The organism is Desulfoplanes sp. PS50, assembly GCF_053851535.1.
In genome coordinates this window covers 19022-41078 of record NZ_JBSPZA010000008.1, presented here as the reverse complement: position 1 = coordinate 41078, position 22057 = coordinate 19022, and the positions used below count along the sequence as shown (strand labels likewise).

Annotated in this window: 17 protein-coding genes and 1 tRNA gene; 15 read left to right on the top strand and 3 right to left on the bottom strand. The window is 56.1% G+C overall.

Annotation, left to right across the window (positions count from 1 at the left end; genetic code table 11):
• The first annotated feature begins 375 nt into the window (after positions 1 to 375).
• From ACTVJH_RS05300 to ACTVJH_RS05235, 14 genes are all read left to right on the top strand, one after another.
• Entirely contained in the window at positions 376 to 2214 is a 1839-nt protein-coding gene (locus ACTVJH_RS05300; RefSeq protein WP_455988212.1) for a triose-phosphate isomerase, read from the top strand.
• Positions 2189 to 3325, top strand: coding sequence for a potassium channel family protein (locus ACTVJH_RS05295; RefSeq protein WP_455988210.1), 1137 nt, complete (start codon positions 2189 to 2191; stop codon positions 3323 to 3325). The genes ACTVJH_RS05300 and ACTVJH_RS05295 overlap by 26 nt, the downstream gene beginning before the upstream one ends.
• Positions 3322 to 3834, top strand: coding sequence for a cyclic nucleotide-binding domain-containing protein (locus tag ACTVJH_RS05290; RefSeq protein ID WP_455988208.1), 513 nt, complete (start codon positions 3322 to 3324; stop codon positions 3832 to 3834). The genes ACTVJH_RS05295 and ACTVJH_RS05290 overlap by 4 nt, the downstream gene beginning before the upstream one ends.
• A gap of 174 nt (positions 3835 to 4008) precedes the next feature.
• On the top strand, positions 4009 to 4491 hold the full coding sequence (locus ACTVJH_RS05285; protein ID WP_455988207.1) for a hypothetical protein: 483 nt from the start codon (positions 4009 to 4011) through the stop codon (positions 4489 to 4491).
• Positions 4492 to 4494: 3 nt separating this feature from the next.
• Entirely contained in the window at positions 4495 to 5700 is a 1206-nt protein-coding gene (gene coaBC, locus ACTVJH_RS05280; protein ID WP_455988205.1) for a bifunctional phosphopantothenoylcysteine decarboxylase/phosphopantothenate--cysteine ligase CoaBC, read from the top strand.
• Positions 5691 to 6461 (top strand): hypothetical protein, encoded by a 771-nt coding sequence (locus ACTVJH_RS05275; RefSeq protein WP_455988203.1) that lies wholly within the window; start codon positions 5691 to 5693, stop codon positions 6459 to 6461. Before coaBC ends, ACTVJH_RS05275 begins: the two co-directional genes overlap by 10 nt.
• Positions 6462 to 6804: 343 nt before the next feature.
• On the top strand, positions 6805 to 8127 hold the full coding sequence (locus ACTVJH_RS05270; protein WP_455988201.1) for an NfeD family protein: 1323 nt from the start codon (positions 6805 to 6807) through the stop codon (positions 8125 to 8127).
• An 85-nt stretch (positions 8128 to 8212) separates the two neighbouring features.
• Positions 8213 to 8992 carry a slipin family protein gene (locus tag ACTVJH_RS05265; protein WP_455988199.1) on the top strand — a complete coding sequence of 260 codons (780 nt, stop codon included), beginning with the start codon at positions 8213 to 8215 and terminating at the stop codon, positions 8990 to 8992.
• 122 nt (positions 8993 to 9114) lie between these two features.
• A complete protein-coding gene (locus ACTVJH_RS05260; protein WP_455988197.1) occupies positions 9115 to 9369 on the top strand; it encodes a hypothetical protein in 255 nt (84 codons plus the stop codon).
• A gap of 5 nt (positions 9370 to 9374) precedes the next feature.
• The gene (locus ACTVJH_RS05255; protein WP_455988195.1) at positions 9375 to 9551 is read left to right on the top strand and encodes a hypothetical protein; all 177 of its coding nucleotides are present in this window, start codon (positions 9375 to 9377) and stop codon (positions 9549 to 9551) included.
• Between the two features lie 88 nt (positions 9552 to 9639).
• Positions 9640 to 9715: transfer RNA gene (locus ACTVJH_RS05250), tRNA-Phe, on the top strand.
• Positions 9716 to 10095: 380 nt separating this feature from the next.
• Complete coding sequence (locus ACTVJH_RS05245) at positions 10096 to 12510, top strand: Cache 3/Cache 2 fusion domain-containing protein (RefSeq protein WP_455988193.1); 2415 nt, start codon at positions 10096 to 10098, stop codon at positions 12508 to 12510.
• Positions 12511 to 12764: 254 nt separating this feature from the next.
• On the top strand, positions 12765 to 13640 hold the full coding sequence (locus ACTVJH_RS05240) for a hypothetical protein (protein WP_455988191.1): 876 nt from the start codon (positions 12765 to 12767) through the stop codon (positions 13638 to 13640).
• 85 nt (positions 13641 to 13725) lie between these two features.
• Positions 13726 to 16740, top strand: coding sequence for an ATP-binding cassette domain-containing protein (locus ACTVJH_RS05235; RefSeq protein ID WP_455988189.1), 3015 nt, complete (start codon positions 13726 to 13728; stop codon positions 16738 to 16740).
• Positions 16741 to 17005: 265 nt separating this feature from the next.
• On the opposite strand, the gene ACTVJH_RS05230 is transcribed toward ACTVJH_RS05235, so the two are convergent.
• The 3 genes from ACTVJH_RS05230 to kamA form a co-directional block, all read right to left on the bottom strand.
• A complete protein-coding gene (locus tag ACTVJH_RS05230) occupies positions 17006 to 18214 on the bottom strand; it encodes an aminopeptidase (RefSeq protein ID WP_455988187.1) in 1209 nt (402 codons plus the stop codon).
• A 351-nt stretch (positions 18215 to 18565) separates the two neighbouring features.
• Complete coding sequence (gene ablB / locus ACTVJH_RS05225; protein ID WP_455988185.1) at positions 18566 to 19450, bottom strand: putative beta-lysine N-acetyltransferase; 885 nt, start codon at positions 19448 to 19450, stop codon at positions 18566 to 18568.
• The gene (gene kamA, locus ACTVJH_RS05220; protein ID WP_455988183.1) at positions 19440 to 20762 is read right to left on the bottom strand and encodes a lysine 2,3-aminomutase; all 1323 of its coding nucleotides are present in this window, start codon (positions 20760 to 20762) and stop codon (positions 19440 to 19442) included. The genes ablB and kamA overlap by 11 nt, the downstream gene beginning before the upstream one ends.
• A gap of 388 nt (positions 20763 to 21150) precedes the next feature.
• Between kamA and cysK the strand changes: the two genes are divergently transcribed.
• Positions 21151 to 22038, top strand: coding sequence for a cysteine synthase A (gene cysK, locus ACTVJH_RS05215; RefSeq protein WP_455988181.1), 888 nt, complete (start codon positions 21151 to 21153; stop codon positions 22036 to 22038).
• The last annotated feature ends 19 nt before the right edge of the window (positions 22039 to 22057 follow it).

The following is a 22057-nucleotide window of genomic DNA, read 5'->3' as shown; positions in this document are numbered from 1 at the left end:
GACAAGCAATGATCTAAGCGCCTTTGCCCGACCGGCAGAGGCGCTTTTTAACTTGTTCCGGTTATCTCGAGAACCCTTCAGGACTGCACGCTCAATGCCTTACAAAGAGTTCCGGGTAGAATACCTGCACCCCCGGGCTCAGCAGGCAGATGCCTTTTCGATACACATGCTCTTCCATCCTCTCCCGGCTTCCGCCGCCGGGCCCGAGCGTATCCAGATTCAGTTTCAACCCGTTCACCCGGGTTGTTCGCCGAGAGCCATCCCTTCCGATCGTACGCGAACGAGATAGCAAAACGAGTCGCTTTCTTTTCCTGATGCTTTTGCCGGCGAATGCCTCGCAACTAAACGCTGCAACCTCAACAGCCTGGAATGACAATGCAAAAAAACGGACTCCACTTCAATCCGGCTCGGTTGGATCATGAGCTGATCAACATTGAAAATCCCGAGCTCTACCGCTCCATCTACCCGTACAAAAAAATCGGGAGGACTCCCTTTGACGACAGTTTCGTCCTTCCCCGGTTCCCCGAGGAATTGTTCATCACCGACACAACCTTTCGGGACGGTCAGCAGGCCCGTCCCCCGTACACGGTTAAACAGATCGGCGACATATTCGACCTCCTGCACAGACTGGGCGGGCACAGCGGTCTGATCAGGCAGAGCGAGTTCTTTCTCTATTCGGACAAGGACAAGCGCGCGGTGGAACTCTGTCAATCCAAGGACTATCGTTTTCCCGAGGTCACCGCCTGGATTCGCGCGAACGCCGAGGATCTCAAACTGGTCAAGAGCATGGGTATCAAAGAAACCGGAATGCTCACCTCGGTCTCGGATTATCACATCTACATGAAACTGGGCAAAGACCGAAAGACGGCCATGGAGGACTATCTCAAGGTGGTCGAGAAGGCCCTGGAATACGGCATAGCTCCTCGCTGTCATTTCGAAGACATCACTCGGGCAGACATCTTTGGCTTTTGCATCCCCTTTGCCCGGAAACTCATGGACCTGTCCCGGCAAAGTTCCATCCCGATAAAAATCCGTTTATGCGACACCATGGGTTTTGGGGTTCCCTATCCGGGAGCCGCATTGCCGCGCAGCGTGGGCAAGATCGTCAGGGCATTCACCGACGAGGCCTCTGTTCCTGGCGAATGGCTGGAATGGCACGGGCACAACGACTTCCACAAAGCACTCATCAACACAGCCACCGCATGGATTTACGGATGCTCCGGCGCCAACGGGACCTTGCTCGGCTTTGGCGAACGCACCGGGAATGCCGCCATCGAGGCATTGGTTATCGAATACATTTCTCTGACAGGGGAGGATGACGCAGCCATCACCCAGACCATCTCCGAAATCGGATCCTATTTTTCACGGGAACTCGATTACCGCATCCCCCACAATTATCCCTTTGTGGGCCGGGATTTCAACACCACCAGCGCGGGTATCCACGTGGACGGGCTGCTCAAGAACGAAGAGATCTACAATATTTTCGATACCAAGCACATCCTGAACAAGCCCGTTCCCATCACCATCACCGACAAGTCGGGCAAGGCCGGGATCGCCTATTGGATCAACACGGCTCTGAACCTGGCCGGGTCCAACAAGGTGGACAAGCGCCATCCCGCCGTCGGCAAGATCTACAAACGGATCATGGAGTCCTATGCACGGGGGCGGACAACCCGGTTTTCCTATGACGAGATGCACGCCATCGTGGCCCGGTTCATGCCCGAATTGTTCTCCTCGAGCTTTGACAAGCTCAAGGACCTGGCCCAGACCATCTCCACCAAGATCATTTCCAAGCTCGCCAAGAGCCCGGACATCACATCCCTTGAAAAGGATTCGGCCTCTGCCAGCATGGCGGCCTTCCTGGAAGAATATCCCTTTATCCAGTATATCTATCTCATCGATACCAAAGGCTTCCCCATAGCCTGGGAGGTCTCTCATCCCGAGGACAAGGAGATCTACAGAAACAAACTCGGCTCCACCCACGATTTTTCCGGTCGGGACTGGTTCATGGCCCCCATGAGCAGCGGCAAGTTCTGCGTTACGGATTTCTACCGTTCCTATCTTTCAGGCAAACTCTGTTTGACCGTATCCACACCGGTCAGCGATGGGGATGACGAGATTCAGGCCGTTCTTGGCGCGGACATCCGGTTCGAGGAATTGGTCACAATCCAACAAAGCATCGAGAACGATGAAAAAGAGCAGGAACTGGCTTAAATCCCCCCTGACCAAACTGATCCTGGCCACCGGACTGCTGTTGACCCTGAGCTCGACCCTGTTCTATTGCATTGAGTTCGAGGGAGAGGGCAACCGGAGCATGTTCGAGGCCCTGTGGTGGTCGGTGGTGACCATCTCCACCGTGGGGTATGGGGACATTGTTCCCATGTCCATCCCAGGCAGACTGCTGGGTCTTTTGGTCATGCTCTCGGGCATCGGACTCGTCTCCACCCTGACCGGCAACCTGGCCTCTCTGCTCGTGGAACGGCACACCAAGAAACGCAAAGGACTTCTCAAGGTGAAACTTTCAGGACATGTGATCATTGTCGGCTGGAACACCCATGGCTACAACCTGGTCAAAACCCTGCAGGATCATCGGGAGGAGGGAACCAGCGGCCTGGTGCTGGTCAATACCCTTCTCCCGGAACAGCGCGACGAGCTGGCCCACAAAATTGACATGGACGTTCAATTCGTGGCCGGAACCTGCGCCAACGAGGCCGTGGCCACGCGAGCCGCACCGGACAAGGCCCGGGTCATCTTCATTCTCTGCCCGGAAAACCTCGATCCGGCAGAGGCCGACCAGCAGAATATCTACGCGGCCCTGACCATGCGCAGCCTGGCGCCCAAGGTTCCCATCTATGCCGAGGTCATGCTTTCGGAAAATCGGGAATATCTCCTGCGCACCGGTGTCGACGAAGTCATTGCCCGAGGGGAACTGGCCGGCAAACTTCTCGGGCTGATGGGCAGCACCCCGGCGTTTTATCATTTTTTTCAGCGGTTGACGGGCTCCGCCGACACGGGAATGCTTGGATGCCGCCCCTTGCGACATCATGAAAAACAGATGAACTGGGGGACCTTTCTGGCCAACGTGCGCAGGGAGGAGGGTATCCTGCCCATGGCCCTGTTCCAGGTCAGCAAGCACATGTCCCTGCAGGATATTCTGGATCAGGAGTCCGCCCTGGACCATTTCATCCTGGAACTCTTCTCTTCCACCGGACAGAGTACCAATCTGGGCAAACAAAACCCACGGATGTGCGTCAATCCAAAGGATGAACAATCCCTTGCCGGTTTCGACGCGATCATGTTTCTACAGGCCGGAGGGACCGCATGAACATCGACTGGACCGGCATTCCGCTTTTTTCCGGACTGGCCCACACCGACATCGATGTCGTCCGAGCCCTGTTCACCGCGGTCTCTTTTGACAAAGGGCAGGTAGTCATTGCCGAGGGAACCGAGGGCGATGAAATGTTCATCCTGGTCAAAGGCAGGGTCAGGGTGACCAAATCCATGCTCCTGGCGGAGGTGGCCATTCCTATCCCTGGTTTGCAGAATTCCCGCAAGGTCCTGGCGACCATGGACAACAGCCAGTTTCCCTTTTTCGGTGAGATGGCCCTGCTGGACAGGGACGTCAGATCCGCTTCAGTGGAAACCGTGGAATCTGCGAAATTTCTGAAAACCACCAGGGAGGCCTTCTTTTCCCTGCTGGCCAACCACCCACGAATCGGGGTCCTGATTTTGACCAATCTGGGGCGCCTTCTGGCCCAGAACGTGCGCAAGGGAAACAGGGAACAGATCAAGCTGACAACCGCCCTGGCCCTTGCCTTGAGCCGTCATGGCTGATCCCGCGCTCTGTGGTACAGTTTCTCTTTTCAGACCAGGGGAAGGAAGTATCTCCCCCCTCTTCTCCTTGACATCCCGGAGAAGAATGGTTTTCTTTTCTCGTTTGTTTTTATTGTCAGCGTCGCCAGCAGGTTATCCCGCATAAATTATTCATCTAGCAAGGAAGGTGTGTTCATGAAAAAGATTCTTCTCTCCCTGATTATGGTCATGGGTCTTTGTACGGCCTGTTCCAGCATGGATGGAACCAGCAAGACGACCCAGAATCCGGCAACGCCCCCTGAATCACAGGCCGTGAATCCGGAAGATGTCGATTCGTACTATGACTTCGACGATGTGCTTGTTCCCAGGGAGATGGAAATCGACAGCAAAAAATCGCTGGTCTTTGAAAGCCCCAATCTCAAGGCGGGAATGATGTTCTTCGAAGGTCGGGTGGAAGCGGTTTCCCTGTTCGATTTCTTTGTCAATTCCATGCCCAAGGATGGATGGCATGCCACCAGCTCCTTCAAATACGGCCGGTATATCATCGGGTTCGAGAAGCCGAACAAGGACTGCATCATCTCCATCACTGACGGCTCCTTCAAAACCGGACTGCAGATCTGGGTCAATGAGAGAAAGGCCCCGACCTCGGGGAGCATGGAACGGAACCTGTCCGAATAGACCATGATCCCTCTTCCCCTTCCGATATTTTCCGGCAAACGGGTCCACCTTGGAGTGACCGGGAGTGTAGCCGCGTACAAAGGACTGGACCTGCTCAGGCTGTTTCTGAAATCCGGCCTGAGCGCCGGGGCCACACTGACACATGCTGCCTCCAGGTTCATCACACCGCTTTCTTTCACCTCCCTGGGGGCCGACCCGGTATACGGCCCGCTCTTTGACGATCCCCTGGCACCCTACGCCCATCTCGAACCCGGGCAATCCGCCGGGGCCATGGTCATCGCCCCGGCAACCGCCAACACCCTGGCCAAGCTGGCCCGGGGATTGGCGGACGACATGCTTTCCTCCCAGACCCTCGCCTTTGCAGGGCCGCTGATCATCGCCCCGTGCATGAATCCCAGGATGTGGCATCATCCAGCCACCCAAACCAACTGGGAGACCCTCTTGTCCCGGGGGAACATCGGGGTTTCACCCTGCTCGGGCGATGTGGCATGTGGAGATTCGGGACAGGGGCGGTTGGCCGAGACAGAAGACATCTACCAGGCGGTTCTCAAAACCCTGGTTCCCCACGATCTGGACGGACGCACCATTCTGATTACCCTCGGGCCGACACGGGAACATTTCGACAAGGTCCGGTTCTGGAGCAACCCCTCTTCGGGAAAGATGGGCTGGTCTCTGGCCGTGGCCGCATGGCTGCGCGGCGCAAATGTCACGGTTGTCCATGGACCGGTTGACCTGAATTTCCCCGCAGGGATAAAGACGATCGGCGTGCAGACCGCCCGGGAGATGTTCACCGCCTGTATGGACCTCTGGCCGGACATGGACATCGGATGCTGTTCAGCTGCTGTGGCTGATTTTTCCCCGGTCCCTCATCCCGGGGGCAAGCTCAAAAAAAACGAGTGTCCTGAAGGCCTGCAGGTAGATTTTACCCCCAACCCGGACATCCTCAAGACCATGGGTGAACAGAAACGTCCCTCCCAGCGGTTGATCGGATTTGCTGCCGAGGCCGTGCCGGATCTACAACCCGTTGCCCAGGCCAAACTCAAAGCCAAGCATCTGGACCTGATCGTTGCCAACCGTATCGACACGGACCAGAGCGGATTTGCCCTGTGGGACAACTCCGTGCTTCTTGTGGACGCATCCGGAAAAACCGAGCACATACACAACCGCTCCAAAACCGAAATCGCCTGGAGGATCTGGGATTGGATCTGAATGCAATCGACCTGCCCCTTCATATGCGTTTGTGGCATACCAACGGCCTGCACGCCATTCTGTCCGATCCGGAAACGGTCACATCGGCCATGAAGACGGCGGTCACAACGAACCGCGCAACACCCCCTCCCCGAAAACCTGCCCCAGAATCCACAAGGCCCGCCAAGCCCGATTTGCAGCCAGTCCGCTCCAAAACAACTCGCCCCTCAGCTGCTTCCCCACCCGCACACGGTTCCACCCAAGGGGTGTCCGGCAAGCAACAAACGTCCCACCCACACGATGCTCCCTCAGGAAAGATGCCCAAGCTGCCGCCGTCCCTGCAGACCTATTTTTCCCGGTTGACTGTCCCGGCCTTTTCTCTGTGGACCTATTGGGATCTCCCTGTTGATCTGGGAGAATCACCCAACACGGCCCGGCAGAACCTGGTCAAGAAGATGCGCCTGGCCCTGGCCTGGCCCAGCGGCTCTTCTGTTTTCTGGCCCCTCTCCCGTCTGGAGCAGGGGGAGGTGATTGCTGACCTTGATCTCTTCACCTTTGGGGTGAGAACCGTCACCCCGGTATACATATTCTGCTTTGGAGAACAGGGATGCAGCCTTCTGGCTCCAGACAAGAATCCGGCATCCTTACAGCGGGCAGCCTCCCCCCACACTTCGGCCATGATCCAGTTTTTGCCCTCGTTAAACGCCATGCTCCCGGACAACCGCGAACTCAAGAACATTGCCTGGAAAATTCTCAAGGGCTATTCCCCCATGCCCATGTAGCCCTCAGGGCTGATGTGTTCCCGTGGCTGGTTTGCCCTGTTTGGGGCGGTTTGAAACTCACTCGCGGGCCTCGTACCATCGAGCCGTTGTTCAATACAAACAAACCGTTCCGGTAAGATGCCCGGTAACGACTTGATGAACGATGCCCGGCTCGGTCAGACAGTCAAATCGCCCCAAACAGGGCAAACCAGCCATAATATTCCAAGCGACTTTGCATTGATCTAGCCCCCTTTTTGCCGCCTTTTTCTTGCCCTCATGCCACGAGACGGGTAGAGTGGGAGCTATCTCGCGTTCACCATCATGTATGTTCATCTGCCCAGAGTGATCTCGCCGGAGGTTTATCATGGTCTGTCTTCCTTGCAAATTACTGGCTGTTGTCTGCCTGTTCGTGGGATTGTGGTATCGCCCGGCTGCGATTCCGGCCGCACCCCTTCCCGAATTTTCCTGTCTCTATCTTGAGATGGAGTCCTCCATCGGGCCTGCCCAGGAGGAGCTTCTGGATAATTTCTTGGAACAGGGCAGGTCCATGGCTGCGGATTTCGTGCTCATCCGTCTGAATACCCCCGGCGGGCTGGGAACCTCCATGCGGGCCATGGTTACCTCTATCCTGAATGCCCCTGTTCCCGTGGCCGTCTGGGTGGGGCCGGCCGGGGCCAGAGCCGCCTCGGCCGGTGTCTTTCTGGTCGCGGCCTCGGATTATGCCGGAATGGCCCCGCAAACATCCATCGGGGCAGCGAGCCCGGTGAGTATGACCGGCAAGGATGTTTCCGAGACCATGGCCAAAAAAATCCAGAACGATATCATCAGCCTGCTGCGGGGGGTGGTCACGGCCAGGAAACGGAACATGGACTGGTACGAAAAGGCGATCACCGAGAGCGCGAGCATCACGGCCGAAGAGGCCGTCCAGCAACGGGTGGTGGAATTTTTGGCACCAACCATTGGAGATTTCCTGGATCAGCTTGGTGCCAGGGGACTCGAGCGGGGACAGGATACCCTCTCCTTCAACGGCTCCCAGATCAGGGTGACACCCTTTGAGCCGGGTCTCACATACAAACTCCTTGCCTGGCTGCTCGATCCGACCATCGCCTATCTTTTGTTTCTCGGGGGCATTGCCGGGCTCTTCTTCGAGCTTTCCAATCCAGGGGCCATCTTTCCGGGAGTCTTTGGAACCCTTTGCCTGCTCTTGGGCATGTACGCCCTGTCCATTCTGCCGACCACTCCGGCCGGGGTGCTGCTCATTCTTCTGGGGCTGATTCTGTTCATCGTCGAGATCAAGGTGGTCAGTTACGGGCTGCTGACCATTGCCGGGATCGCCTCTCTGGTGGTCGGCTCCCTGATTCTTTTCGATTTCGAATACGGACTGACCTCCCTTCCTCTTCGGATCATCATCGCCTCCATCGGGGGGATTTGCGTGCTGGTCGTGGCCGTCATCTTCCTGGTGGCCAAGGCCCACACCCGCCCCAGGGCCATGGGCCTTGCAGCCCTTGTGGGCCAGTCGGGAAAAATCCTTGCATGGGATGGCACCCAGGGTCAGGTGAGAATCAGAGGAGAACAATGGTCCGCTCGAACCAACACACCAATCTCCCTTGCGCGGGGAGACACGGTCGTGGTCACCCGGGCCGAAAACCTGGTCCTGGAGGTTGCGCCCCAATCAGCAGCAAGCTGAACAATCGACGTACCGTCGATATATTGAGAGTCCAACTCCGAACTAGAACACTTTCCGTAAGACACCCACTCTATGGAGGTCCATCATGATCACCCTCGCTCCGATCCTTGTCATTGTCGTTCTCTTTTTGTTCGCCGCCCTCAAGGTACTCAACGAATATGAACGGGGGGTCATTTTCAGACTCGGCCGGGTCATCCAGTCCAAGGGACCGGGATTGATCATCCTCATCCCGGTCATCGATCGCATGGTCCGGATGAGTCTGCGTATCGTCACCCTGGACGTCCCCCATCAGGACGTGATCACCCAGGACAACGTGAGTATCAAGGTCAACGCGGTCATCTACTATCGGGTGGTCGACCCCCAGAAGGCCGTTCTGGAGGTGGAGGATTTCCACTTCGCCACATCCCAGCTGGCCCAGACAACCTTGCGAAGCGTCTGCGGCGCAGCGGAACTGGACGAGATTCTTGCCCACCGGGATGCCATCAACTCCAAGATCCAGATCATTCTGGATGAGCAGACCGATGCCTGGGGGATCAAGGTCACCTCGGTGGAGCTCAAGTACATCGATCTGCCCCAGGAGATGCAGCGGGCCATGGCCAAACAGGCCGAGGCCGAGCGTGAACGACGGGCCAAGGTGATCAATGCCGAGGGTGAATTCCAGGCCGCAGACAAACTCGCCCAGGCCGCCGAGATCATCAGCGCCAATCCCCAGGCACTGCAACTGCGATATCTCCAGACCATGCGGGAAATGGCTGCCGAGAGCCATTCCTCCACCATCCTGCCCATTCCCTTTGACCTGCTCAATGCCGTCAGCGGATTGGCACGCCAGGGAGCATCCCCTTCACCGAAACCCCCTTCTGAATAGACCATTCTGAGCGCGGTCCGGCAGTCCCGAGGGTTCCGGCCCGCATTCCGGCTATTGATTCTTGAAGGGCCCATTGGTAGAGATCGCTTTCTTTTTTTGACCATGAACCGGACTATGTGCATATGCTGGAAACTCTCTTTTTTCCGGGCGGGACCTGGAGCTGGTTTGCCCTATTCTGGTTTCTCCTTGGGGTCATGGGAACCCTGGTCTTCCTTTGTCTGGTAATCGCCCCGTTTTTCATCTGGAAATATTCCCGGCAGACAGCCCGAAATACCCACAATTCCATGATTTATTCCAAACATCTCCTGGATATGATGGAGACACGACTCACAGCCATTGAAACCTCACTTTCTTCCACCCAGAGCGACAAGGAGTGACATGCATGAGTGAACACCAAATCATCAAATATGTTCTGGCCGGAGCCTGCGGACTCATGGCCATCCTGGGCCTTTACAATCTCTTGTTCAGCGACAGTTCCTGGCTCATGAGCATCCTGTTCATGCTTGCTGCGGGCGGTCTGTATGTGTGGACCACACGCATTCTCGACAGGGAGAAGTGATCCCACAAGACGAAAATTTCATTCCCCCAAAAAAAGTACTTGCAAACGCTCAGGGGTTTCTATAAACACCGTTCCTGTTGTTCGCGGTGCCGAGGTAGCTCAGTCGGTAGAGCAGGGGACTGAAAATCCCCGTGTCGGCAGTTCGATTCTGTCCCTCGGCACCATTACAGTGGCACCTCAATAAGGACTTAAGCTTGATGCTTAGGTCCTTATTTAGTTTGGCATGTTTCATGTTTTGTAACTATTCAGATTCAGGTGCATTTCCCGGGAATCAGAATTGTAAATTTCAGAAATTTAAGAGATTTAAGAAATTACAGGCGGTTAGCGTGCAGGTCCTTAATTTCTAAAATTTCTGAAATCCTTAAATCTCTAAAATTTACGGGCTGGCACTCAAATTTAACATTACATTGCAGTCTGTTGCGTCTGATAAATTTTGACCTGAATAGTTACCATGTTTTTTTGAACCCGTTTGCTTCCGGGCCAACCACCATGTAGATGCAGCCCTCTGCATGAATTCCTTCCCCGTAGATCCCAAGGTACCTGTATGCTCAAGAATCTTTCCTTCCAGGCAAAGCTGTCCCTGATCTTTGCTTTTTTGATCGCCCTTATCGTCGCCACCATGGGTGCTGTCTCTCACTTCCAGGTCAAAAAGAGTCTGACCGCCCTGGTCGAAACCGACCTGGCAAACAACAGTGCTTCGGTCAGAGACATCCTGGCCATGCAGAATGAGAGCATTGGTGATAAGCTGAAAATCAATCTGAACCTGTTTGAAAAATCGATCACCGACATGGGCTATCTCTCTGTGGACGAAATGTCCTCAGCACCGATGACCATAACCAACCAGCAGACCAACCATCAAGAAGAGATCACGATCCCCACCCTGCGAATCTCCGCGATCAGTCTGAATAGAAGCACTGAGCTGGTGGATAGAATCAAGGATGCCACCGGAGCGGTTGCCACCATCTTCCAGGTCCTGCCGGACAAATTGCTGCGCATCTCCACCAACGTCACAACAGCTGACGGAAAGCGGGCCACGGGAACATACATCCCCTCCTCCAGCCCTGTTTATCAGACGGTCATGCAGGGAAAAACCTATACCGGACGAGCCTTTGTGGTCGATGACTGGTATGTGACCGCATACAAGCCCCTCCTGGACTTTGACGACACCATTGTCGCGGTCATCTTTGTGGGGGAAAAGATTCTTTCCCCGACCCTGCGCACCGGACTGAATCATCTCCAGGTCGGTGACGGCCATGTGGTCACCTTTGACTCCAAAGACACCGTCCTTTTTCACCCAGATACCAAACTCCAGGGCGAAGCGATCACCTCACTGCCTCTGGGCAAGGCGCTCTCAAAGGCCTCTTCCCAGACTGTCGAATATTTCGACGAGGGAAAACGCCAACTGGCCAAAATAGACTATTTTGCCCCCTGGGATTGGCATATTGCCTCGTTTGCCAGTGAAGAATCATTGCTTCAGGGCATTGACCAACAGCTGGTGACAGGTTCCCTGATAACCGGATTCGTGGCTGTCTTGAGCGGCGTGCTCATCCTGTGGTTTCTGATCAAGGCCATGGTGCGCCCTCTCGATCGGCTGGCCGCCTACTCGCAGGAGGTCGCTTCGGGCAATTTCCAAACGACCATATCCTATGAGGCCAAGGATGCCATCGGTCTGACCATCCAAGGGGTCAAAACCATGGTCGGTCAGTTGAAAAACCGTCTCGGATTCGCCCAGGGGGTACTCAACGGCCTCCATTTTCCCTGCGCCGTGGTGGACAGGAACAATACAATCACCTTTGTCAACCAGGACATGCTCGATATCCTGGGAAGAACCGAATCAGTGGAAGAGGTCCTGGGCCTTACAAGTGGCGAACTGGTCCATCATGACACGAACAAAACGACCATCGCCGACCAGGCCCTCAAGGAAAACAAAACCCTGCTCAAAGAAAACACCCATGTCCGACAGGATGGCAAGGAATTGATCGTCTCCATTGCGGCCGCCCCCATCCGTGATCTGGACGACCAGGTCATCGGAGCGGTCTCCACCTGGTTCGACCTCACGGAGATCCGTGAACAACAGGGGATCATCGAAGCCCAGAACCAGGCCATCAATCAGGTGGCCCTCGAGGCTCACACCATGACCGAACAGCTCGCAAGTTCCGTGACCCAGCTTTCGGCCCAGATCGAACAGGTCAACAAGGGAGCGAGCATCCAGCAGGAGCGGACCATCAACACGGCCACAGCCATGGAAGAGATGAACGCCTCGGTCATGGAGGTTGCCCACAACGCCTCAGATGCCGCCCTGACCGCTGAAACGAGCATGGAACACTCCCGTCAGGGCGAACGCGATGTCCTGCAGTCGGCGGACAAGATGAATGCCGTCCGCGATCAGATCCTCTCCCTGAACAGCTCCATGACCACCCTTGGTCACGATGCCGGAGCCATCGGTCAGATCATCGAGGTGATCAACGACATTGCCGATCAGACCAATCTGTTGGCCCTCAATGCGGCCATCGAGGCGGCACGAGCCGGAGATGCGGGTCGTGGGTTTGCCGTTGTGGCCGATGAAGTACGCAAGCTGGCGGAGAAGACCATGCAGGCCACCCGGGATGTGGATACATCCATCAATACCATTCTTGCGGGTGTCCAGACGAATGTCGATGCCACGCAGCAGGCTGCAGACACCATTGAAGAAAGCGTGACCATTGCCAAGCGAACGGCTGATTCCATCAAGGACGTCGTCTCCATCATTGCCAAGACCTCCGAACAGGTCCGAAGCATTGCCACTGCAGCCGAGGAACAATCTGCAGCCAGCGAAGAGGTGACCCAAAGCACCACGGATGTCAGACAGATTGCCGACGAAACCGCCAGGAGCATGGAGGAGGCCACCCAGGCCATTGCCGACCTGGCCGAGGTCGCCTCCAAACTGGAAGCGACCGTTGCCCGGCTCAAAAATGAATAGAACGTATGTCCACCCTCATACCCCGCACCCATACTTTTGTAACCAGGGGGTTGGGCAGAAGCTCTATGCAGCACAGCGAATCGCTCCTTTCCTGCCATGAAACAAAATCGGCTCCGGTCTGACGATTCATATTGATAAAATCCCTTCCTGTGGCTAAGGACAAACAAGGAAGTGCAGTCCTTCACAACGACCTGCCTTCCTGTCGATCCAGTATCCAGATCATCCACATCCAACCCTCAGGAGGATAGGCCGCAATGCCCATTGTCAATCGGTTATTCTTTGCTTGTGTCTTGCTCATACTTGTCGGCGCGAACCATTCCTTTGCCGGTACCGACAGTCAGGTGTATATCGATCAGGCTCAGAAGATTCTGTCCCAGAAAAACATCCGGGACATGATGGATGTATCAAAAACACTCAAGGAATACGGGGCCTCCTTCCAGAAATCATTGTTGATGCCCCCGAATCTCTCAGCGGACCTCGGTCCCGGCCAGAGTGTCCACCTGCTCATCGGTGCCTATCAGTTTGACGCCCTGTACGCCGCATCATTTGGTCGCAAACAGGACGCAGCCAAGGCTATCCAGTCCATGGGCACATTGCTGAACACCACCAATCTGCAAAGTATCGTTTCAACAGCCGCCCTGTTTCCGCCCGAGCTCAATTGGATGCTGCGTGAACCCGACAAGGTGGACATCGACGAGGTCATCGAGGCCTACGCGGCCAACGCCCCGAAGTACAAAAAGATCATGGCCGACAAACATGGTTTCGACGTGGTCGTGGATTCAGTATATGGCGGTTTGATCGAAGGACTGTACATCGCCACGCGATCGGCCCTGTTTATGAACGATCCCGCAGCCACCAACAAAATCCTTGCTGAATTCCAGACCAACATCGGCCTGGTTCTCGGGTTGTACAATATTTTTGAAAGCGACATGGCCTATGCCAACGCAGTAGACGGATTCATGTTTTTGGAACGGGGCGAACGTGTCGGTTGGCTCGAATCCCTGGCCGATTTTCTGAAAACCAACAAAGGCAGGTTGACCATGGAACACGTCAAGGCCATCGGTCGTTTCGTGACCAAGGAACGGATGCGCCTTCTGTACAACGAATTCAACGACCTCGGTTTTGATTGATCCCCGCCCTGTGCCGAAATCATGCTCACAATGATGAACAAAGGCCGACAAGGAAACTTGTCGGCCTTTGTTCTTGGAGAACATCATGACCCAGACAATGCTCGTCGCCGTGCTCAGGCTGTTCGCCCTGCTCTCGTCCATGCGGGGGGATGCAAAAACCAGGACCACCCGCTCACTGGTGGAACGCTACCTGGAAGAACATCTGAGCCTGCACGACAGGGAAGAACATCTTCTCCTCTTCGACGATTTTCTGGACATGGCCATGGCGGGGGACGATCAATCCCGTAAGCAGGGGGCCTGGGACATCTGCACGGAACTATGCAGCAATCTGCCCCGGGAAGAACACTACATCCTGCTGGCCAACATCCTTTCCCTGTTCGAGCCGGATGACGATGACGCCACTACGGCCTCCATTCTGGCGTCGGCCCTGGATATGGACTGGGACGTGCTCCAGGATCTGGCAAACTTCATCCATCACCCCTCATCCTATCACCGTCTCGGCCAATCCTTCCTGGTCCAGGACAGAGAAGCTGCCCCGGACGAGTGCGCCTGCACCTTCCTGAACCTCCCGTCGTTCAACGCTGCCTGGACCCTTCTGCATATCCGGGAGACCGGGACCATGCTGATCATGCCCACCCGCGGGATCCTGACCATCAACGGTCGTCTGACCCGCACCGGACATTTTCAGGTCCTCCCTCAGGGCGGGCTGCTTCGGGACGGCATGGGGAGGCCCTGCTATTATTCGGATATCAGCAAGGTCCTGCACCTGGGCAAACAGTCCTCACCCGTGGTCTTTGAGGGCAAAGAGCTGGATTTCCGGTTTCCCGGAAGCGACAACGGGCTGCACCACTTTTCCTTCAAACAGGGATCGGGACAGCTCATCGGAATCATGGGAGGCAGCGGCACGGGCAAATCCACCCTGCTGAGCATTTTGAACGGCACCCTGCCGCCCGACTCGGGAACCCTGCTCATCAACGGCCGCGACCTGTACGCGGGTGATCCGGAACTCGAAGGCGTAATCGGGTATGTGCCCCAGGACGACCTCCTCTTCGAGGATCTCACCGTTGCCCAGAACCTGTACTACAACGCACGATTGTGCCTGAACAATCTCTCTCCCGAGGAAACCGGTAAACGGGTGGAGAAAACCCTCATCGACCTGGGCCAGGTGGAGACAAGCGATCTCAAGGTCGGCTCCTCCCTGGACAAGACCATCAGCGGGGGGCAGCGCAAACGGTTGAACATCGCCTTGGAACTCATCCGCGAACCAGCCATTCTCTTTGCCGACGAGCCCACGTCCGGGCTCTCTTCGTCCGATTCCCTGAACGTCATCAGTCTGCTCCGGGAACAGGCCAACAACGGGTGTCTGGTCTTCGTGGTCATCCACCAGCCCTCCTTCCAGATCTTCCAGATGTTCGATTCCCTGTGGGTTCTGGATAAAGGGGGTCGACCCATCTACGACGGCAATCCCATGGAGGCGATCACCTATTTTCGCACTGCGGCCCAGCATTCAGGGGCCGAGGAGTGCATGTGCCCGACCTGCGGGAACGTGAATCCGGAACAGATCTTCGAGATCATCGAGATGAAGCGGGTGGACGAGCGGGGTCGATTCACCAGGGACCGGCTGGTCTCCCCCGAAGCATGGCACCAACGCTATCTGGGATGTAAACAGGCCGCACCAGAACACGAGAGGACCGATCAGACCACCCCGCCACCGCGCAGACTCTGGCGACCGAGCCTGTGGGGACAATTTACCATCTTCCTGACCCGCAACCTGCTCACACGCGTGGCCAACCGGCAATACATGTTCATCAACATGCTCGAGGCCCCGCTCATCGGCCTGGTCCTGGCCTGGCTGTGTCGAGGTTCGTCCGGTGAGAAGATTCCCTTTGCGGACAACGTGAACATCGCCATGTTCTTTTTCATGAGCGTGATCGTAGCCATCTTCATGGGGCTGAGCGTGAGCGCCGAAGAGATTGTCAGGGATCGCACAATCCTCAAACGGGAACAATTTCTGAGCCTGAGCCGATTCGGATACCTCAACGGCAAATGCGCCTTCCTTGCCGGAATGACCGCCATCCAGGTCCTGGGGTTCATGCTCGTCAGCTTTCCTCTGCTGGATATCCCGAACATGTACCTCCCCGGATTCGCCGTACTCTTCAGCGCGGGATTCTGCTCATGTCTGGTGGGATTGAACGTGTCCGCTTCACTCAAATCCGTGGTGGCCATCTACATCCTTGTCCCTCTCCTGCTCATCCCGCAGATGCTTTTGTGCGGCAGTGTCATTGATTTCAACGAATTGAGTTCCAGAACAAACAGAGACAATTATGTCCCCCTCTACGCCGGGATCATGCCCTCGCGCTGGGGATACGAGGCCCTGGTCACGGAGCAGTACGTCAACAACCGGTACATGGCCCCTCTTTTCGACCTGGACTGCAAACTCAGACAGATCGACTTCGACCTGGATTATCGGCTGGAAGAAATCAAGAGTCTGGCCGATCGGCCGTTCATGAATGCAAGTAACACCGACAAAAAAAATAATGACAAAGAGTCCCTGCGCACCGCCCGCAACGAAATCCGTCAACTCGAAGCACGACTGGGCATGGATTCGGGACTCACCGACCAGGATTTCGATCCCCAGAGGTATGGACGCAACGAGCAGAAAACGATCAGAAATTTTGTGCTTGCAGCCGCCAAAGACCTCAGAACCAAACGCACAAATGTGTTCGCTGCCAAACAGCAGATACAAAAAGACCGCAAGGCAGCGCTGGGAACAGACGGGATCAGGGCCTTGAAAAACAACCACACAAACACGAGCGTTACCCATGTCGTCCTCGGCAGCATGGGCCTCACGTCCCTGCGAGTCCAAAACGGGCATGTGGTCCAGCTGAGCAGTCCCATCTGCAAACCCCCGAGTTCATCCCTGGGCCGAGCCCATTTCGGGGCAGCCACCAAACGGGTGGGATCGATCCTCATCCCGACCTTCTGGTTCAATCTGGGCATGCTCTGGCTGCTCACCCTGCTCCTGTACCTCTGCCTGTACGCCGACCTCATCAATCGGATGACGGCCCGATTGGCTCGGTGTCTGGGGAAGAGATCGTAGGGGCAGATTCCATATCTGCCCTTTTTGGGAGACAACAACACCGCGCGTGGGAACCACCATCCGGTTCCCACGATAGATGAGCATCTATGCATCGATTTTTTTACGCAGAAAGGGGGCAGATATGGAATCTGCCCCCTTGTATGTGATATTTTGCCGGACCATACCTTCAGAATGAACCTACAAAAAAGGCTGCATGGTTTCCAGAAAACCATGCAGCCTTTTTTGCGTAGCGTTGTCGGGATCAAGAACGATCCGGTCCGCGCACCTACAAGCCGTCCAGCTGGAACCGGCCGCCCGCATAGACGACCACCTCGCTGCCATCGTGCAGATGGGCAACGACCTTCTTGTCCTCGGTATTGACCAGATCCCAATGCAGGGCAGAATCATTGAATCCGAGTTCCTGTTTCAGCTCGTTGTCGAGCGTAGCGATATCCCCGGCATAGGTGTCCGCGTACGAAGCGCCCACAGCCACATGACAATTGCCCCGCACACCCCCGTAATTTTCGTCATACAGGGTGTTGGCCATGAAATGATCGATGCACGAGAATCGGGTATCGGTCAGGGAGAATTCCCCGAGTCGCTTGGCCCCGGGGTCCATGTTCAGCTGGTTGCGCACGAAGTCCTCACCCTGCTCGGCAGAGATGGAGACCACCTCGCCCTCCCTGAATTCCAGGCGCACCCCCCTGACCAGATTACCGCTTCGAAAGGATGGCTGATCCGCATAATAGACCCCGCTGGTGCCCCGCCAATCAGGGGATAAAAAAAGCTCGAAACTGGGAATATTGTGGCCGGAAACCCCGATCCACTGTCGCTCTGATCCCGGAGTGACCCACAGGTCCACATGGTCGGAAAGGACATGGTACGAAGCCACATCCATGCTGTTCAGCCAGGCCTTGACCTTTCCGGCCCGGGTGAAGATCTCCTCCCAACGGGCCACGGGATCGTCATCGTTTAAGTAGACGGCCCGGGCGATCTGATCCGCATATTCCGCTTCATCGAGTCCTGCATTTTCTGCCAGGGCCGGTGTGGGCATGAGACAGAGGGTCCAGCCGAAGTCGCCGCGGGCCTCGCGCTCGTCCAGAATGTCCCGCAGATATTTTCTGGCCACAGCGGCCTGGGAAATCTTGCCGGGATCAACGTCTTTCAGATGGGTCAGCGAGGCCGGAGAGATGATGGAGACCAGACCGTTGAGCCGCTCATAGAGCTCCCTGTCTCCGGGGATGTTGAAGGCGATCTGGAACTCCCGGGCCGCGTCAAAGAAACTCTTCTCGCACCCGGGATCAGTATTCACCCGGACCACGGGATGACACTCCATGGCCAGAATTTCTTCGACCACATGGCGGGTCAGGGACAGTCCATCGATGTCGCTGCGAACCAGGACGACGTCCCCTTTTTCATACGAATGCACCCGGGCCTTGGTAAGTCCCCATACCAAAACCCGGGCGTATTTGCGAAGTTGTTCATGAGTGAACATGTAATGATCCTGTTGGTTGAGGTTGAAGTACACGCAACCTAACCCCATGAACCTGGAGGATCAACCCTGTTTTCCAGCCCCTTCAAGGCAAAGAAGTTCTCATCCAGGCACATCACATATTCTGTCTCATGGCCGGCTTACCCCGCTTTGAGAGGATTGACTGTCTGACCGAGCCAGGCATCGTTCATCAAGCCGTTGCCTGACATTATTCCAAAACTTCCAGCCGTTATCGAGCAACGGCTTGATGGTACGAGGCCGGTAAGGGAGTTTCAAGCCACTCAAAGCGGGGTAAGCCGGCCATGAGACTTCCACCCTGCCGGAACCTGAGCGACAGCTATCCGCTATATTCAGTTACGGTTCTCTCTGTGCACCAGACAGCAGCCGTTTGTACCAGACATTCATGCTCTCCAGGCCGCCGGCTATATGGGTATTGTTGACCAGGGTCCCGGCGTACTCATAGCCGTTTTTGGCAAAGGTGATGTTCATGCCAAAGGAAATGGCCCGGGCAATGGTGTAGACGGTTGCGATCCCCGTGTCAGCGAGCATGGATTCCAGTCCGGAAAGAAGCAACCCGGCAAGTCCCTGACCGCGGTATTCGGGCAGGGTCGCGAAATCGGTCATCTCGGCATTGCCCCCCCGGACGTCTATTTCAGCCGAGGCCAGGGCGACCAGCCGGTCGTCCTGGAAAACTCCCTGGTAGCGGACATCGTTGTCCATGGTCTCGAGCAGATAGGCGGGATCGTGGATGGGAAAGGGATAGGACTCGAAAACCCGTGCATAGACAGCGGCCATCTGATCCACATCGCTTCGAGTGAGTTCCCGAATACATCTTCCTGACAGCTGCTCCCCGGGCTCGCCCCCCGGGCCCTGTTTCGCAAGGGCCGTGCGCAGCACATCGGCTTCCAGCCCCTTGTCCTGCGGGGTCTTTCGCCAGTTCTCCAGATAATAGCCCATGAAGCGTGCCGTGGTCTCCCCCTGGAACATTCCGGGAACCTTGGCCTCGGTGGAGAAACCCGCATCCAGAAAATCTCCGGATGCGGGTTCGGGCACCTTGGCAAAGATCTTGGAGTAACCGCGATCCCGGGCCAGTTTCTTGAGCCGAGCGGCAAGGCCGGGTCGGTCCTTGGAATGGATCTTCATCAGATAGACCCGGTCGCTGAGCCGGCCATGCTGGATCACGGACTTCCCCAGGGATTCGATCCTGTCCCGGGGGGTATTTTCCGTCTTAGACCGCATCGGCATCATCGGATCTCCGGTCCATACGTTCGTTTTCACTGGGAGTCAGGCTCTGGGTATCGTCCCAGTCGGAAAGCAGCTTCTCGATACCGATGCACTGTTCCACACCGTCATCTTCCTTGAGCTGCAGCTTGCACGCCTCACAATTGCGGTCGCAATCCTGATTCTCGTAGTGCTCGGGTTCGCAGTAGGTGGTGATCACCCCTTCGTAATTGCGCAGAACCACCTTTCTGGTTCCCCATGAAATCACGTAATTGGGCATGACCGGAATCTTGCCCCCTCCGCCGGGCGCGTCGATCACGTAGGTTGGCACGGCAAAACCGCTGGTATGACCGCGCAGACTCTCGATGATCTCGTAGCCCTTGCCCACGGGTGTTCTGAAATGGGTCAGCCCCTCGGACATATCGCACTGGTAGAGATAATAGGGTCGGACCCGGTTGCGAACCAGTTTCTGATTCAGGGTCTTGATCAGTCTCGGGCAGTCATTGACCCCTGCCAGGAGCACACTCTGATTGCCCAGGGGAATTCCGGCATCGGCCAGCTTGGCCAGGGCAGTCTTGGAGGAATTGGTTATCTCCCGGGGATGATTGAAATGGGTATTCAGCCACAGGGGATGATGTTTGGACAAAACCCGAACAAGGTCGTCCGTCACCCGGTAAGGCAGCACCACCGGCATCCGCGTCCCGATACGAACCACTTCGACATGATCGATGGAGCGTACCTCGCCGAGAATCCAGTCGAGCATCTCATCGGAAAGCATAAACGGATCTCCGCCGGAGAGCAGAACATCACGGACCGCCGGGGTCTTTCGGATATAGTCGATTCCGGCCAGAAGCTGCTTCTTGGACGGGACACTGTCCCGGTCCCCGACCTTGCGCTTTCTGGTGCAATGCCGGCAATACATGGAACAGAGATTACTGATATGAAAGAGTACCCGGTCCGGATACCTGTGCGTGATGCCCGGGGCCGGACTGTCCGTGTCCTCGGCCAGGGGATCGGTCATGTCATAACGACCGATATCCAGCTCCTTGGGTGAGGGAAAGGCCTGTCTGAAAACCGGATCGTTCTCATAATCATCGGGATCGATCAAAGAAAGATAATACGGGGTTACAGACATAGGGAACTTGGCCACGGTCATCTTGAAGGCCTTGCGTTTGCGCTCACCGAAATTCACACCGAGGAGTTTTTCAAACGTCGCGATGTCGTGCACGGATTTGCTGATCTGCCACTTCCAGTCCTTCCAGTTGGATTTCCATCCGTCCCGGTCGAGCTGCCTGGCTACATCTTTCTGATGGGTGCTGATCGTATGCATACATTCTCCTTGGTTTGTTTCTTGGTTTGTTTCTTGTAACTTCAGTATGCATACGACCATGCCCGCGCCATCAGGGGAAGGGGAGAAATGGGGGTTCCTTCGGGTAGACACATCTACCCGGAAAAGGCTCTGTCAACATAGTCGACCACAAATGACTTCCACCCAGACATGAGACCTTTCTTCGCCCATCCGCATAGCACATTGAGAAGAAAAAATATAGCCCTTCCAGTTCCAGCTTATATAAGGGTTGGATGGGTTCTCATCCAAGCGCCTGCCATAAGAACAGATTTACCCTGGGACCTTTGTGCTTCCATCTTGACAGACCCCATGGCCCATGGGCTACCCACTCGGGCGTGCATCATCTCTCACCCTCTCACAAGGACACCATATGCGTACGGACAATATCCTCGATCTCATCGGCAATACCCCGCTCATCCAGCTCAAGGGGGAAAATATTTTTGCCAAGGCGGAATTTCTGAACCCCGGCGGCAGCGTCAAGGACCGCGTGGCATTGGCCATGCTTGAAGGGGCCGAGCGGGACGGCCGACTGACCCCGGATTCCATCATTGTCGAACCGACCTCGGGAAACACGGGCATCGGCATCGCCCTGGTCGGTCGGCTCAAGGGATATACCGTGCGCATTGTCATGCCCGAGAACATGAGCGAGGAACGCAAGAAACTGATCACCTCCCTCGGGGCGGAACTCATCCTGACCCCGGCCGAGGCGAGCATCGGCGGGTCCGTGGACAAGGTTCGGGAACTTGCGGCAAATGACCCGCGCGTGTTCGTGCCCCAGCAGTTCGAGAACCCGGACAACCCGCGCATTCATTACGAGGAGACGGCCAGGGAATTGTGGCGGCAGATGAGTGGGGAAATCGACTGTTTTGTGGCGGGTGTGGGAAGCGGAGGGACCCTGCAGGGGGTGAGCAGCTTTCTCAAGGAACATCGCCCGGGCGTACGCATTGTGGCCGTGGAGCCCAAGAATGTTTCCGCCCTGCTCGGCCATGAACCCGGGCTGCACCAGATCCAGGGAATCGGTGACGGCTTCGTGCCCGACATCCTGGACACCTCACTGGTGGACGAGGTCATCGAGGTCACGGACGAGGATGCCATCACCACCACCCGGGAACTCGGCCAGAAACACGGTCTGCTGGTGGGCATCTCTTCAGGGGCCAATATATGGGCCTGCCGGAAGATGACTGAAAAACTGCCGGGCAACGTGGCCACCATCCTTCCTGATAGAGCCGAGAGGTACTTCAGTACGGCGTTAATGTAGTATTTATTCGGAATGTCCG

Excerpts from the sequence above, each read along its gene's own strand:
- ACTVJH_RS05260 (WP_455988197.1), top strand. The coding sequence starts at position 9,115 with ATGCTGGAAACTCTCTTTTTTCCGGGCGGGACCTGGAGCTGGTTTGCC.
- kamA (WP_455988183.1), bottom strand. The coding sequence starts at position 20,762 with ATGCATACGATCAGCACCCATCAGAAAGATGTAGCCAGGCAGCTCGAC.
- ACTVJH_RS05265 (WP_455988199.1), top strand. The coding sequence starts at position 8,213 with ATGATCACCCTCGCTCCGATCCTTGTCATTGTCGTTCTCTTTTTGTTC.
- ACTVJH_RS05300 (WP_455988212.1), top strand. The coding sequence starts at position 376 with ATGCAAAAAAACGGACTCCACTTCAATCCGGCTCGGTTGGATCATGAG.
- ACTVJH_RS05245 (WP_455988193.1), top strand. The coding sequence starts at position 10,096 with ATGCTCAAGAATCTTTCCTTCCAGGCAAAGCTGTCCCTGATCTTTGCT.
- ACTVJH_RS05290 (WP_455988208.1), top strand. The coding sequence starts at position 3,322 with ATGAACATCGACTGGACCGGCATTCCGCTTTTTTCCGGACTGGCCCAC.
- ACTVJH_RS05295 (WP_455988210.1), top strand. The coding sequence starts at position 2,189 with ATGAAAAAGAGCAGGAACTGGCTTAAATCCCCCCTGACCAAACTGATC.
- coaBC (WP_455988205.1), top strand. The coding sequence starts at position 4,495 with ATGATCCCTCTTCCCCTTCCGATATTTTCCGGCAAACGGGTCCACCTT.
- ablB (WP_455988185.1), bottom strand. The coding sequence starts at position 19,450 with ATGCGGTCTAAGACGGAAAATACCCCCCGGGACAGGATCGAATCCCTG.
- cysK (WP_455988181.1), top strand. The coding sequence starts at position 21,151 with ATGCGTACGGACAATATCCTCGATCTCATCGGCAATACCCCGCTCATC.
- ACTVJH_RS05270 (WP_455988201.1), top strand. The coding sequence starts at position 6,805 with ATGGTCTGTCTTCCTTGCAAATTACTGGCTGTTGTCTGCCTGTTCGTG.
- ACTVJH_RS05230 (WP_455988187.1), bottom strand. The coding sequence starts at position 18,214 with ATGTTCACTCATGAACAACTTCGCAAATACGCCCGGGTTTTGGTATGG.
- ACTVJH_RS05240 (WP_455988191.1), top strand. The coding sequence starts at position 12,765 with ATGCCCATTGTCAATCGGTTATTCTTTGCTTGTGTCTTGCTCATACTT.
- ACTVJH_RS05235 (WP_455988189.1), top strand. The coding sequence starts at position 13,726 with ATGACCCAGACAATGCTCGTCGCCGTGCTCAGGCTGTTCGCCCTGCTC.
- ACTVJH_RS05285 (WP_455988207.1), top strand. The coding sequence starts at position 4,009 with ATGAAAAAGATTCTTCTCTCCCTGATTATGGTCATGGGTCTTTGTACG.
- ACTVJH_RS05255 (WP_455988195.1), top strand. The coding sequence starts at position 9,375 with ATGAGTGAACACCAAATCATCAAATATGTTCTGGCCGGAGCCTGCGGA.